Here is a 13,063-nt window from a genome sequence, read left to right on the forward strand (position 1 = left end):
GAGCCGAACTGTGGGGCTGGTGTCTGACCTCGAACCGGCCGAGGGTCAGGCGAGGTTGATCCAGGTGGTCTTGAGCGCGATGTACGCGTCCAGTGCGTGCAGCGACTTGTCGCGGCCCGCGCCGGTGGCCTTGAAGCCGCCGAACGGGGTGATGACGTCGCTGGCGTCGAAGGTGTTGATCCAGACCGTGCCGGCCCGCAGCCGCTTCGCGGTGCGGTGCGCGACGGTGATGTCCCGGGTCCACACCGAGGCGACGAGCCCGAAGTCGCTCTCGTTCGCGAGCCGTACGCCCTCGTCGACGTCGCCGTCGTAGGACACGACGGCGAGGACGGGGCCGAAGATCTCCTCCTGGCCGACGGCTGAGGTGTTCACCACGCCGTCAAGGACGGTCGGTTCGACGAATGTGCCGCCCGACTCGGTATGGATGCGTTCCCCGCCGAAGAGTACGGTCGCCCCTTCCTGGGTGCCGCGCTCGATATACCCGAGGATCTTGGCGAGTTGGGACTCGTCGACGATCGGGCCCATCACCGTGGCCGGGTCGAGCGGGTCGCCGACGTGGAAGGTGTCGGCCGTGATCCGGCGTACGGCGTCGAGGAGTCGGTCCTTCACCGAGGTGTGGACGACGACACGTGAACCGGCGTTGCAGGTCTGCCCGGCGTTGTAGAAGATCCCCCAGGCCACGGCGGACGCGGCGGCCTCGATGTCGGCGTCGGCCAGCACGAGCTGGGGCGACTTGCCGCCCGCCTCGACGGCCACCTGCTTGCCGTTGGACTCGCCCGCGTACACCTGGAAGAGCCGGGCGACCTCCGCCGAGCCCGTGAACGCGATCTTGTCGACCTCGGGATGGCGGCCGAGCGCCTGCCCGGCGACTTCACCGCGTCCCGGGACGACGTTGAGGACACCGTCGGGCAGCCCCGCCTCGGTGGCGAGCGCGGCCAGGCGCAGCGCCGCCAGTGAAGTCTGCTCGGCGGGCTTGAGTACGACGCTGTTGCCGGTGGCGAGGGCCGGCGCCAGTTTCCAACTGGCGATCAGCAGCGCGTAGTTCCACGGGACGACCGCGCCGACGACACCCAGCGGCTCCCGGGTGATCAGCGCGATGGCGTCGCCGGGGGTGGGCGCGATCTCGTCGTACGTCTTGTCGATGGTCTCCGCGTACCAGGCGATGGTCTCCGCCGCCTTGGCCACGTCGACGCGCACCGACTCGGTGATGGGCTTGCCCATCTCCAGGGTGTCGAGCAGGGCCAGTTCCTCGGCGTTCGCGAGGATCAGCTCGGCCCAGCGCAGCAGGACGCCCTTGCGCTCCTTGGGCGGGAGGTCGCGCCAGCGCCCGTCCTCGAAGGCGGCACGTGCGGAACGTACGGCCTTGTCGATGTCCTCGACCCCGGCGGCCTGCACCTGGGCGAGCAGCGAACCGTCGCGCGGCGAGACGCTCGGGAAGGTGTCCCCGGAGATGGCGTCCGTGAAGGAGCCGTCGATGAACGGCCGGGTCTCGAAGGTGAGTTTGTCCGCCGCGGCCCGCCACTCCTCGTAGGAGCGGTTCAGCAACTCGTCGATCGTGTACGTCACTTGATCCTCCAGCGGTCGATCGCGTCCTCGTCGAGCTCGATGCCGAGACCGGGGGCCGTGGGTACTTCGAGGTCGCCGTCCGCGTTGACGCGCACCGGTTCGGCGAGCATGAAGTCGCGGCGTTCGGGGGTCCAGCCGGGCGGGTCGTAGGGGAACTCGAAGAAGGGGCCGCCGCCGACGCCCGCCGAGACGTGCAGGTTGGCGAGCACGCCGATGCCGTTGGTCCAGCTGTGCGGGGTGAATTGACGGTGTTTCAGCTGAGCGAGTTCGGCCAGCGTGCGGGCGCGGTGCATGCCGATCGCGAGGACCACGTCCATCTGGTAGACGTCGAGGGCGTCCTCTTCGAGGTAGCGCAGCAGCTCGGTGGGGGAGTGGTGCATCTCGCCGGCGGCGATGCGCACGCCGGGGTTCTCGGCGCGCAGCCGCTTGAACCCGTCCAGGTCGGCGTACGGCAGCGGCTCCTCGACCCAGAACACGTCGAGTTCGGCGAGACGCGCGATGATCTTGCGGGTCTTGGCGAGGTCGGAGGCGTTCGCGGTGTCGCCCGCCATCCGCCAGGACTGGTTGAGGTCGACCATGATCTCGAAGCCGTCGCCCAGCTCCTCGCGCACGGCCCGCACCGCCGCGACGCCCTCGTCGACACGGTTGCGGTCGATGCGGATCTTCATCGCCCGGAAGCCGGCCTCGCGCACCTTGAGTGCCGTCGCGACGCGCTCCTCGGGGGACTTGAGCTCACCCGAGGAGGCGTAGGCGGGCAGCTTCTTCGCCGCGTTGCCGAACAGCTCCGCGACCGGGCGGCCGTGCACCTTGCCGATGATGTCCCAGAGGGCGGCTTCGAGGGGCCAATAGTGGGCGCCGTGGAAGTTCGCCGTCTCGATGGCCCTGACGTGCCGGGTGATGTCGAGCGGGTCCTCACCCACGAACAGGTGCTTGTAGGTGTCGAAGCCGTCCATGAGGTCGCCGGAGCCGATGCCGGTGATCCCCTCGTCGGTGTGCACCCGGACGATCGTGGCGTCGAAGGTGCGGCGCGGTTCGGGGTCCCAGGCGGCGCGGAAGGGCGGGTCCAGCTCCAGGCGCAGCCGGTCGAGGGTGATGTCGGTGATCTTCATCGGGCGAGCACCTCGGGGGTGGGTGTGTAGAACGGGTTCGTGGGGCCTTCCTCGGCGCCCGCCTGGACATCCGCGAGGGAGGGTGTTCCCGTCACGGCGGCCCGTACCGCCCCGTACGCCGCCGCGCGCTGGTTGCGGAAGGAGGCGTCGAGGTCGTCCACGGCCGGGTTGATCCACATCGCGGCGATGATCAGCAGGTCGTCGGCGTCCCCGGCCGGGATCAGGCCCTCCGTGACGGCGTCCGTGACGCCCTGCGCGAGACCCGCCTGTGCGGAGCCCCAGGTCGCGCGCTGGTGCAGCTCGCCTTCGGCGGCGGCCTTGTTCACGAACAGGGTGAGCGGTTTGACCGGCACCGACGGGCGCAGGACCGTCATGAACGGCACATGCCCGGCGCTCGGTGTGGCCAGCGCGGTCGCCCACGCCGTCTCGACCGGGCCGCCCTTGCGGCCGATCACGACGTTCGTGTGGGCGGCGTTGGCGCCGTCACCGACGAAGGACTCGCCGATCAGCGTGGTGGCGGCGAAGGGGGAGGGCATCGGAACTCCTGGACCATGGGGTGCGGGATTCATGAACGCGTTCATCAGGTGAACCTGATTCATCGGGCGAACAGGGATGAACCCCGCATTCGGTGCAGTTCATCCGGCCCGATGCGGCGAATCTAGGTCCGCCGCCGGCCCCTCGCAAGGCGGTCACGGGAATCGAAATGCCGGTTGCTCTCCTGGCAACTTCGGGGTTGACCTGGGGGTTCCTTCCTGGCGGCCGCACCTAGGATGGCGCGCGTGAAGGACACCCCCTCGGCCTCGCGCGGACACGGCCTGCGCCGCGACATCGACCTCCTCGAAGCCCTCGCCTCCGACGAGGCGCAGAACGCCGGCGGCCTCGGTGTCGTACGCCTCGCCCAGCTGGTGGGCCGCGAGAAGACCCAGGTGTCCCGGGCCCTGAAGGTGCTCGCCGCCGAGGGAATCGTCGAGCGCGACCCCGACACGCTGGAGTACCGCCTCGGCTGGCGCCTGTTCTCGCTGGTGGCACGCACGTCGGAGAGCCGTCTGGTGCGGGTGGCCGAGCCGGTCATGCACGCACTGTCGGCAGAGCTGGAGGAGACCAGCCACCTGTGTGTGCTCAGCGACCGCGAGGTGCTTACGTTGCTGTCGCTGTCCGGACACTCGTTCCGTGTGCACGGCTGGGAGGGGCGCGGGGTGCCCGCCTGGCAGACCTCGGCAGGCCGCGTACTGCTCGCCGACGCCACACCCGACGAGCTGTACGTCCGCTTCGGCACCGCCGCCGAGATGCCCGTACAGGAACTGTGGGCGCTCATCCAGGAGGCCAGGCGCAGGGGGTACGCGCGCGTCAGTGAGGAGTTCGAGAGCGGACTCGTCGGTGTCTCGGCGCCGGTGCGGGACTTCCGGGGGCGGGTGGTGGCCGCGCTCAACATCTCGGCCCCGAAGTCCCGGCTCGGCGAACGGCTCGACACGGCGGGCCGGACGACGGCCGCCGCCGCGGGCCGGGTCTCGGCGCTCCTGGGCTGGGAGCCGCGTCGGACACCTCCGACGGCGGCCCGGCTGACCTGAACCCCTTACTTCCGCCCATGATCGGTGAGTTGCCCTCAGAGCAACCCCCATTGCGATCCGGCGGAGTGGCCTTGTCGTGGGTATGACGCGCTCGTAAATTCACCGCGCATCGGGCGAACCCCGTCCGGAACGGAGAGAAGAGCAGCTCATGAACCTCGTCGGCATCGACACTCTGGCCAAGGCACCGCTCGCCGACGGCGATCTCCTCGTCGGCGGGCGCTGGCTCCCGGCCGCCGACGGACGGACCTACCCCGTATACGACCCGGCCACCGGCGACCTGGTCCGCGAGGTGTCCGCGGCCGGTGCCGACGACGCCCGCGCCGCTGTCGAGGCGGCCGTCGCGGCGGCGGACGGCTGGCGTGCGACGCCGAGCAGGCGCCGCTCCGAGATCCTGCACGACACGTTCCGGCTGATGCGCGAGCACACCGACACGCTCGCCCGGCTGATCGTCCTGGAGAACGGCAAGGCGTACCGGGACGCGGCGGCCGAGGTCGGTTACGCGGCCGAGTTCTTCCGCTGGTTCGCGGAGGAGGCCGTACGAGTCGGCTCCTCCTTCGGCGACGCTCCCGGCGGCGGCTACCGTCATGTCGTACGCAAGCACCCCGTCGGTGTCACCGCGTTCGTCACCCCGTGGAACTTCCCCGCCGCGATGGCCACCCGGAAGATCGCCCCGGCGCTCGCGGCAGGCTGCCCGGTGCTGCTCAAGCCCGCGCCGGAGACCCCGCTCACCGCCCTCGCGGTGGCCGCGCTGCTCGCCGAGGCCGGACTGCCGGACGGCCTGCTGAACGTCCTGCCCACCGACCGCGCCCCCGAGGTCGTCTCGGCCTGGCTCGCCGACGAGCGGGTCCGCAAGTTCTCCTTCACCGGCTCCACCGCCACCGGCAAACTGCTCCTGGAACAGGCCGCGGCGAACGTCGTCAACGTGACCATGGAGCTGGGCGGCAACGCCCCCTTCGTCGTCTGCGCGGACGCCGACGTCGACGCCGCCGTACGCGGTGCGATGGACGCCAAGATGCGCGGCGGCGGCGAGGTCTGCATCGCCGCCAACCGCTTCTACATACACGCCTCCGTAGCCGCAGAGTTCACCGAGAAGCTCGGCGCGGCCATGTCCGCCGTACGCACCGGCCCGGGTCTGGAGGACGGTGTCACCCTCGGCCCCATGATCAACCAGGCCGCCGTGGACAAGATCCGCTCCCTGGTCGACGACGCCGTCGCACGCGGCGCGCAGGTCGCGGCCCGCGGCATGGTCCCCGCCGGACCCGGCTTCTACCACCCGGCGACCGTCCTCACCGACGTCCCCGACGACGCCCGGATCCTCCACGAAGAGGTCTTCGGCCCGGTCGCTCCTCTCACCACCTTCACAGACGAGGCTGAGATGCTGACCCGCGCCAACTCGACCGTCCACGGCCTGGCTTCGTACGTCTACTCCCGCGACGTGGCCCGCGCACTGCGCATCGCCGAGCGGCTGGAGGCCGGCATGGTCGGCGTCAACCGGGGCCTGCTGTCCGACCCGGCCGCCCCGTTCGGCGGCGTCAAGCAGTCGGGCATCGGACGGGAAGGCGGCCGCGAGGGCATCGAGGCCTTCCTGGAGACGCAGTACATCGCCCTCGACTGGCCCGCAGTCACCTGATCCTCCCCAAGTCCCCTACGTCCCCACTTCCTTGAGCTCTTCCCCGCTCTGCTCCGGGCAGGCCGTGGCGCCGCCCCGGCCTGCCCGGACACCGAAAAGACAAGGACCGCACATGGCAACGACGCCTGTGACCGAGCAGCAGCCCAGTTCTCCACCGACCCCCGCCACCACACGTGAACGCCGCCGTCTGCACACCAAGTTGAAGCTCGCCACCCAGATAGGGCAGGGCATCGACGGCTACATCATCGGTGGCATCGGCATGGCGATGGCCGCGCTCACCACCGACCTCCACCTCTCCACCCTGATGGAGGGACTGGTCGGCGCCTCGCCGCTCATCGGCATCTTCGTCGGCGGCCCGCTCTTCGGACGGCTCGCCGACCGGTTCGGGCGCCGGCCGGTGTTCCTGGTCGACATGGTGATCTTCCTGGTCGGCTCGGTGCTCCAGTTCTTCGTCACGGACGGACTGCAACTCTTCCTCATCCGGCTGCTGATGGGTGTGGCGATCGGCGGCGAGTACGCGATCGGCGCGCCGCTGCTCTCCGAGTACGCGCCGCGCCAGGGCCGCGGCAGGCTGCTGGCCAGCCTGGAGATCAGCTGGTACGTCGGCTACGCGCTGGCCACCGTCGTCGGCGCCCTGTTCGCCAATGTGGACGGCGGCTGGCGCTGGTCCCTCGCCAGCAGCTCCGTCATCGCCGTGGTGTGCGTGTCGCTGCGCGGCGGCATCCCGGAGTCGGCGCGCTGGCTGCTCAGCAAGGGGCGCCGGGCGGAGGCCGAGGCGCTGATCGAGAAGTACGGCATCGAAGTCGACGTCGACGCCGAGCTGGACGAGCGCGCGCAGGGTCAACGGGAAGGTTTCCGCGCCCTGTTCAGCCGCCGCCACCTGCGTGCCACGGTCTTCGCGAGCGTCTTCTGGGCGTGTCTCGTGCTGCCGTACTTCGCCATCGGCACCTTCTGGACCCAGGTCTTCGAGGCCCTGAACATGGGCGACAACGCGGTCGCGGCGCTGCTCGTCTACTCCTTCACCGCTGTGGCCGGTGTGACGGTGGGCTGCCTGGTCGTGGACCGCATCGGCCGCCGCAGACTGCTGATCCCGCCGTTCTGGATCACGGCGGGCTGCCTGGCACTGGTCGCACTGTGGCCGACCTCCACCCCGGTCATCGTGGGCGGCTTCCTCTTCTTCATCTTCCTCAACGCGGCCTCCAGCGCGCTGACCGCCGTCTACCCGCTGGAGGTCTTCCCCACCTCCCTGCGCACCACGGGCGTCGGCTTCGCGACCGCGATGAGCAGGATCGGCGCGGCGATCGGCACCTTCCTGCTGCCGATGGGCCTCGACCGCTACGGCCCGGAGTTCGTTCTGCTCATCGGCGCGGGTGTACTCGCCCTCGGCGGGCTGGTGTCGCAGTTCCTGGCTCCGGAGACGACGGACATGGACCTGGCGAAGGCGGCGCGGGCGACCCGGGAGGGCGCGGCCTGAGTCGCTGCTCCGCCGTGGGCCTCACAGCACCTTCCGGCGCACCAGGGCCGAGAGCACGATCGCGCCCGGCAGCAGGGGCAGCCAGACGGTCAGCACGCGATAGCCGATGACGCTCGCCGTGGCGAGCGTCATCGGCGCGCCGAACACCACGAGGGCGATCACCAGCGCCGCGTCCACCGGTCCGATGCCGCCCGGTGCGGGCACGGCTCCGGCCACCGCGCTGGCCGCGAGATACGCGAAGACCACGTGCGGCCAGGGCAGCGGCAGACCGAGCGAGGCCCCGACCGAGGCGAGCACGCCCGCCTGGAACAGGGGGAAGGCGGCCGCCCCGCCCCACAGGGCGAGTACCCGGCTGGGCCGGGTGTGCAGGATCCGCGCGTCGGTGAGGGCGGTGCGGACGAACTCGAACAGCGGGCGCCGCAACCGGCGTACGACCGTCACGAGCACGGCCGTCGCGGCGAGACCGACGAGCACGCCCGCGGCGACCAGCAGCAACGTCCTCCCGTCCGGGACGAGTTGGCCGATCCGCAGGGTGCCGGGGAAGGCGAGAAGGAACGCGAGGATCAGCACCATCTTCGCGATCGGCTTGACCAGCGAGTACAGGGCGAGCGAGGCGGTCGCCCGGGCGAGGGATATGCCGCGGCCCTGGAGGAAGCGCAGGGTGACCGCATGAGCGCCGATCCCGGCCGGAAGGACGTGGTTCGCCGCGCCGGCGGCGAACTGCGAGGCGAGCAACTGCCCCGGCGGAAGCCTCTCCGGGATGGCTCCCTGCCGGGTCACGGCGGCGCCCACCCAGCACAGGCAGGTGAACACCACCCCGGCCAGCAGCCACCAGGGATCGGCGGAGGCCAGCCGCGCGGTGCCGTCGTGCATCGCACGCCAGTCGACGGCGGCCCACGCACCGATCAGCAGCAGCGGGACCAGGCTGAGTGCCAGCCGGACATGGCGTGAGGGGGAGAAGGACGGAGAGGGGGAAGAGGGCGGGGGGCTGGGGGAGGGTGAGCGGGTCAGGGTGAGCGGCCCTGGCAACTCGTCGATCCGGATCTGGGACACGGCGCACGTCGTCCTTCCGCGTCGCGTCCCGCGGGGTCACGGGTCGGACGGATACAAGGCGAGGCAAGAGGGGACGCGGGGAGCGTTCCCCGCCCGCGTGACCACAGGGTGTCCGGGAGCCGAAGCGGCGTCGGAGGCTGGGCGACTTGGCCGGGGGCGCGCCGAGCACCGTTGCCCGGTGTCCGCGTTCGGCGCGTCGTGAAGTCCCCGGCGAATGTGGGGAGTTCCCCGATGCGCCGGTCCACGCCACGCAGTTCCATCGAATGGGCCCGCGGATCACGGACCGCACCGGGGGAGGGGCTCTCATGACTGAGGACACCGTCAGGACGGACGACCAGCTCAAGGCCGTCTACCAGGAGATCTGCGTCAGTTATCGCGCCATCGACGACTTCCGGGCGAAACTGCTGGGCTTTCTGCCCGTGGTCACCGGGGCCGGTGTGGGCCTGCTGTTGGGCCGGGACCCCGGCGACCCGCAGCCGATCTGGCTGCCGGTGGGGCTGTTCGGCGCGGTGGTGACGCTGGGGCTGTTCGCGTACGAGGTGCACGGCATCAAGAAGTGCGCGTACCTCATCGACGCGGGGGGCCGGCTGGAGCGGTACCTCGACGTCTACGGGCAGTTCGCGGGCCGCCCGCATGCCGTAGGGGGAGTCATCAACGAGCCGTTCGCGGCGGGGGTCGTCTATTCGGCGGTTCACGCGGGCTGGGTCTTCCTGGCGCTCGCCTACTTCACCCCGCCCTGGGCTGCGGGTCTGACGGCCGGCCTTCTCTTCCTGCTGGGGGTGGCGCTCTTCCTGTGGACGATCGCGGCCATGGAGCGCGATCTGTGGGACGAGAGTCAGTACAAGCGGGAGTGGTGTCTGCGGCCCGGGCTGCGCGCTCGCTGCCTGGAGAGCCAGCGTCCGCACCCCGCGCCGGTGTCCCCGGCCACCCGGCCGAGCGTTTACGACCCCACCTCGCCGGAGAGCACGCCGTGAGCACCGCGCAGGTCCCGGCACCGCGGCTGCGTCTGCTCGGCCGCTTCACCCTCGAATACGGCGCCGCCGAGGCCGACGTCTGCACCGGCGCGCAACGGCTCCTCGCCTACCTCGGCCTGCGCGGTCACGGCACCCGCACCGTCGTGGCCGGCACGCTGTGGCCCGACGTCACGGAGGACCGGGCGCACGGCAGTCTCCGTACGGCGCTGTGGCGCCTGCACCGCGGCCGCGAGCCGCTCGTACGCAGCGACGGTGACGCACTCTCGCTGGCCACGGCGGTCACGGTCGACGCCCGCGCCCTCGCGGACTCGGCGCTCCGCGTCGTCGAGGCCCCCGCCCCGGGCGCCGACCTCTGGCCAGAGCCCTCCGCCGACCTCACCCAGCACCTGCTCTTCGCCGGAGACCTGCTCCCCGGCTGGGACGACGACTGGATCCTCTTCGAGCGTGAACGCCTGCGCCAACTGCGCCTGCACGCCCTGGACGCGCTCGCCCACCACCTCATCACCCACGGCCGGCACGCGCTCGCCCTCGACGCCGCCCTCGAAAGCGTCCGCCTGGAGCCACTGCGCGAAAGCGCTCACCGCGCGGTCGTCGCCGTCCACTTGGCCGAGAACAACGTCCTGGAGGCGATCCGCCACTACCGCACCTTCCGCGCCCTCCTCCACGAGGAACTCGGCCTCGCGCCTTCCCCGGACTTCGCCGCGATGCTGCCGGCCTGCGTTTTGACCCGCGACTGACGACCGCGTGATGCCCGACCGTCATCCTGAAAGCCGCCCCGCCTGCCCCGACTTCCCCGACGAGCGGACCGGTATGGATGGCATTCCGGAGACCCCGAGCGCCGTGCTCCTCGTCACGGTCTGGTTCGAGCCCGGCGCGCAGGCCCTGCGCGCCCGGGTGATCCGGACCGCGGACATGCGCGTGACCGGGGAGTCCGTCCTGCTGGTCGGCCGGGACGCGGTCGTCGCCGACGTACGGGACTGGCTGGACGCCTTTCAGACGGCACACGACCGTCCCAGGTGACCGGGGCCATCTGGCGCCCAAGGATCGCGCCGACATCCCTCAGGGCGCGGGGACCGGGCGCCCTCCTTCGAACCGTTCGGGCGCACCGCGCAGGCGTTGCCGCTCGACCCGCTCCTCCTCAAGGAGCCGACGGTACTCATCGGCGGTGAGGGTCGCGCCGTCCCGGGTGATCACCTCGATCGTCGAGGCGTCAACGCCATGGTCGGCGCCGTGTCCTTGACGGATTCGGTGCAGGATCCGGTCGCGCCGGCTGTTCCGGAACACCCGCAGGACCGTAGGAGTAGCCCTGGGGGAATCCTCCAGTAACTGAATCGTCGGATCGCCGAAGAAGTCACGCAGCAGCTCAGCTTCCGCCTTGATGCCGATGTCGTGCTTGCGGTCGAACTCGGCGCCCAAGAGTGTGCCGCCGCCGATCCGGGCGGCGTAGTTGCGGGTCGCCGACCGTTCGGTGAGAAAGTGCAACAGCTGCGATTGAAGCGCGAGGTCGCTGCTCGCGAGCAGATCATCGACGTCCACGTATCCGGACTGCCACTCGTCGACTTCGACCCGGTCGTGGAATCCAAGCGCCTTGTCACCGAGCAGGCCATGCCGGTTCGTCAGCCGCAACGGGAGCACCGTTTCCCCGTCGATGAACGCTTGCATCCGGGTCTCGAAGAAGGTCGGCGTCCTCCCCTCCGTGGCCTGGTACTCCAACTCGACCGTTTGGCTCCCCCGCACCAGCGTGCCCTCGTCGGCCCGGACCCGGTACGCCGTGATCCCTCCCAGGGGGGCCGAGAACGTTCCGCCCTCCGCCATGGAGTTCAGCCGGTCGACCAGTTCCTGCAGCCGGTCGAATCCCGACTGCTGTCCCGGACCGACGTCGCGCATCTCGACCTTGCGCTGGATCGTCGGTGACACGGTGGGCATCGCACTGGGCACTTTCTCGCCGTGCGCCACCGCGTCCGCGGCCCGGTCGGCCGCCGCCTCCTGCGCCGTCCCCGCGTCGCCGATGCCGAGCCGCATGGCCGGATGCGCGGGCCGCGCCCGCTGCTGCACCACGTGGGCCAGTTCGTGCGCGATCACCGATCGTCCCGCACGGTCGTGCGGCTGGTACTGGTTGGCGCCGAACACGATGTCCTGGCCGACGGTGTACGCGAGCGCGCCGAGCGACCGTGCGGATTCGGCGGCCCGTTCGTCGGTGTGCACCCTGACCTGGCTGAAATCCTGGCCGAACAGCGGCTCGGTGAACGCCCGGTTCACCGGATCGAGCGGTCGGCCCCGGCTGGTGTCGGCGAGGGAGCGCGGTCCTGCCGACGCAGGGTCGGCCGACCTCGTGCGGCCTGCGAGCCGTGCATGGATCATGACGCCACCTCACACCTGCCGGTCCAACGGGACTTTGAACGACGTCCGCAGCGCAGCGATCGCCTTCGCGTCCGTAACCACCGCCAACGGCGCATAGTGATACGCCACCCCATGCGGCGAACTCCCCTCCGGATAGGGCCAGATGACGTCCGCGAGGGTGCGGCGGGCCGGGAAGGTCCAGTAGTCGCCGTTGCGGTATTCGTGGGCGGGGTCGTCGGGGGCGGGGGTGAAGCGGACCTCGATGCCGTGTTCCAGGGGGAGCCAGGGGCCCTCGGTGACGGGGATGGTGCCGTCCTTGGAATGGAGGTCGTCGGGAGGGGTGTGGTCCCAGCGGCGGAGGTAGGGGTGGCGGGAGGGGGCGGTGCCTGTGCCAGGAGGGGCGGGGGTGGCGTTGAGGATGACGGTCTGGGTGTCGATGTCGAGGTCGACGATCTTGCGGAGGGGGGCGGCAGGTTCGGGGAGGCCGAGTTCGCGGCGGGTGGAGACGGCGTCGTCGACGACCTCGACCCACTGGCCGGGTTCGAGCGTGGTGTGCCGGTCACGGCCGAGGCCGGCGACCTGGACCTTGGTGTCGTCGCAGTGGCGGACGGGCTGGATGACCGAGCCGTTGTCGCGGGACCAGACGAAGCCGGCTCCTTCGCCCGCCCGGCCGCCGCCGCGGATCTCGACACGGTAGAGCTGGTTCTCGCCGGTGTATCCGGCGTCGGGGGCGGCGATGCACGGATCGTCCATGGCGGAGTCGTCGGCGACGGCCCGGACCTGGAGGACGCCGACGCGCCGCGGAGCGCGCTGCGCGGTGAGCCAGGCCTCCGGGTCGTCGTTCGGGTCGAGGGTCTTCGCCCGGACCTGCCACACCACCTGCGCCCGGCTCGCCGAGTCGGGATGGTGCAGGCCCAGCGCGGGCTCGTGCAGTGCGGGGGCCTCGACCTCGGTGATGTGCCGCTCCCAGACCTTGAGGTAGAGCAGATAGCGGGAGTCGGACAGCTTGTCGGCGCCACTGGCGTCACGGACGTCGATGAAGGCGTGCGGCTGGGCGGTGTACGCGACGTCGGCGGGGTTGTCGACGAGGATGCCGTCCACGTAGTAGCGGCCCGCCCCGATGGTGAAGTCGTTGTCCGTCAAGTCCTTGATCCCGAAGCCCAGATGGTCGCCTTCGGGCCCGGCGTACGGGCCGACGAGGTCGGCCATGGTGGTGCGCAGCTGGTGGAGCAGGATCGCGGTCTGTTCGTTGCGGTTGGCGTCCAGGCCGACCCGGCCCTGGAGGTCGAAGACGGTCGAGTAGTTGTGGCCGGGCGAGAAGGTGATGTTCGAGAAGTCGCCGTGCACGA

General features: G+C 70.8%; 12 protein-coding genes. 6 read left to right on the top strand and 6 right to left on the bottom strand.

What is annotated here, in order from left to right; translation table 11 throughout:
* Positions 1 to 45: 45 nt before the first annotated feature.
* From OG219_RS36600 to fae, 3 genes are read right to left on the bottom strand one after another with little or no spacing between them, the layout of a single operon-like run.
* On the bottom strand, positions 46 to 1,566 hold the full coding sequence (locus tag OG219_RS36600; RefSeq protein ID WP_266833872.1) for an aldehyde dehydrogenase: 1,521 nt from the start codon (positions 1,564 to 1,566) through the stop codon (positions 46 to 48).
* Complete coding sequence (locus tag OG219_RS36605; protein WP_266833874.1) at positions 1,563 to 2,675, bottom strand: mandelate racemase/muconate lactonizing enzyme family protein; 1,113 nt, start codon at positions 2,673 to 2,675, stop codon at positions 1,563 to 1,565. Before OG219_RS36605 ends, OG219_RS36600 begins: the two co-directional genes overlap by 4 nt.
* Positions 2,672 to 3,211 (bottom strand): formaldehyde-activating enzyme, encoded by a 540-nt coding sequence (fae, locus tag OG219_RS36610; protein ID WP_266833876.1) that lies wholly within the window; start codon positions 3,209 to 3,211, stop codon positions 2,672 to 2,674. Before fae ends, OG219_RS36605 begins: the two co-directional genes overlap by 4 nt.
* Positions 3,212 to 3,445: 234 nt before the next feature.
* On the opposite strand from fae, the gene OG219_RS36615 reads away from it, so the two are divergent.
* The 3 genes from OG219_RS36615 (at position 3,446) to OG219_RS36625 (ending at position 7,347) form a co-directional block, all read left to right on the top strand.
* Positions 3,446 to 4,243: an IclR family transcriptional regulator gene (locus OG219_RS36615; protein WP_266833878.1), complete on the top strand. Its 798-nt coding sequence runs from the start codon at positions 3,446 to 3,448 to the stop codon at positions 4,241 to 4,243.
* Positions 4,244 to 4,391: 148 nt separating this feature from the next.
* Positions 4,392 to 5,873, top strand: coding sequence for an NAD-dependent succinate-semialdehyde dehydrogenase (locus OG219_RS36620; protein ID WP_266833880.1), 1,482 nt, complete (start codon positions 4,392 to 4,394; stop codon positions 5,871 to 5,873).
* A gap of 112 nt (positions 5,874 to 5,985) precedes the next feature.
* Positions 5,986 to 7,347 carry an MFS transporter gene (locus tag OG219_RS36625; protein ID WP_266833882.1) on the top strand — a complete coding sequence of 454 codons (1,362 nt, stop codon included), beginning with the start codon at positions 5,986 to 5,988 and terminating at the stop codon, positions 7,345 to 7,347.
* A 21-nt stretch (positions 7,348 to 7,368) separates the two neighbouring features.
* Here OG219_RS36625 and OG219_RS36630 read toward each other — a convergent pair whose 3' ends face one another.
* Complete coding sequence (locus OG219_RS36630; protein ID WP_266833884.1) at positions 7,369 to 8,400, bottom strand: lysylphosphatidylglycerol synthase transmembrane domain-containing protein; 1,032 nt, start codon at positions 8,398 to 8,400, stop codon at positions 7,369 to 7,371.
* Between the two features lie 305 nt (positions 8,401 to 8,705).
* Here OG219_RS36630 and OG219_RS36635 point away from each other — a divergent pair, with 305 nt between their 5' ends.
* The 3 genes from OG219_RS36635 to OG219_RS36645 are packed head-to-tail and all read left to right on the top strand — an operon-like array spanning position 8,706 to position 10,394.
* The gene (locus OG219_RS36635) at positions 8,706 to 9,374 is read left to right on the top strand and encodes a hypothetical protein (RefSeq protein ID WP_266833886.1); all 669 of its coding nucleotides are present in this window, start codon (positions 8,706 to 8,708) and stop codon (positions 9,372 to 9,374) included.
* Positions 9,371 to 10,111 carry a BTAD domain-containing putative transcriptional regulator gene (locus OG219_RS36640; protein ID WP_266833888.1) on the top strand — a complete coding sequence of 247 codons (741 nt, stop codon included), beginning with the start codon at positions 9,371 to 9,373 and terminating at the stop codon, positions 10,109 to 10,111. The genes OG219_RS36635 and OG219_RS36640 overlap by 4 nt, the downstream gene beginning before the upstream one ends.
* A 10-nt stretch (positions 10,112 to 10,121) precedes the next feature.
* The gene (locus tag OG219_RS36645) at positions 10,122 to 10,394 is read left to right on the top strand and encodes a hypothetical protein (protein ID WP_266833890.1); all 273 of its coding nucleotides are present in this window, start codon (positions 10,122 to 10,124) and stop codon (positions 10,392 to 10,394) included.
* 39 nt (positions 10,395 to 10,433) lie between these two features.
* On the opposite strand, the gene OG219_RS36650 is transcribed toward OG219_RS36645, so the two are convergent.
* Together OG219_RS36650 and OG219_RS36655 are read right to left on the bottom strand one after the other, a co-directional pair.
* Complete coding sequence (locus OG219_RS36650) at positions 10,434 to 11,735, bottom strand: DUF4157 domain-containing protein (protein ID WP_266833892.1); 1,302 nt, start codon at positions 11,733 to 11,735, stop codon at positions 10,434 to 10,436.
* 9 nt (positions 11,736 to 11,744) lie between these two features.
* A complete protein-coding gene (locus tag OG219_RS36655) occupies positions 11,745 to 13,061 on the bottom strand; it encodes a DUF6519 domain-containing protein (protein WP_266833894.1) in 1,317 nt (438 codons plus the stop codon).
* Between the last annotated feature and the right edge of the window lie 2 nt (positions 13,062 to 13,063).

Origin of the sequence: Streptomyces sp. NBC_00038, from assembly GCF_026343635.1 — a bacterium.
GTDB lineage: Bacteria > Actinomycetota > Actinomycetes > Streptomycetales > Streptomycetaceae > Streptomyces.

Coding starts and splice junctions, on each gene's coding strand:
- OG219_RS36605 (WP_266833874.1), bottom strand. CDS start 2,675: ATGAAGATCACCGACATCACCCTCGACCGGCTGCGCCTGGAGCTGGAC.
- fae (WP_266833876.1), bottom strand. CDS start 3,211: ATGCCCTCCCCCTTCGCCGCCACCACGCTGATCGGCGAGTCCTTCGTC.
- OG219_RS36615 (WP_266833878.1), top strand. CDS start 3,446: ATGGCGCGCGTGAAGGACACCCCCTCGGCCTCGCGCGGACACGGCCTG.
- OG219_RS36620 (WP_266833880.1), top strand. CDS start 4,392: ATGAACCTCGTCGGCATCGACACTCTGGCCAAGGCACCGCTCGCCGAC.
- OG219_RS36625 (WP_266833882.1), top strand. CDS start 5,986: ATGGCAACGACGCCTGTGACCGAGCAGCAGCCCAGTTCTCCACCGACC.
- OG219_RS36635 (WP_266833886.1), top strand. CDS start 8,706: ATGACTGAGGACACCGTCAGGACGGACGACCAGCTCAAGGCCGTCTAC.
- OG219_RS36645 (WP_266833890.1), top strand. CDS start 10,122: ATGCCCGACCGTCATCCTGAAAGCCGCCCCGCCTGCCCCGACTTCCCC.
- OG219_RS36650 (WP_266833892.1), bottom strand. CDS start 11,735: ATGATCCATGCACGGCTCGCAGGCCGCACGAGGTCGGCCGACCCTGCG.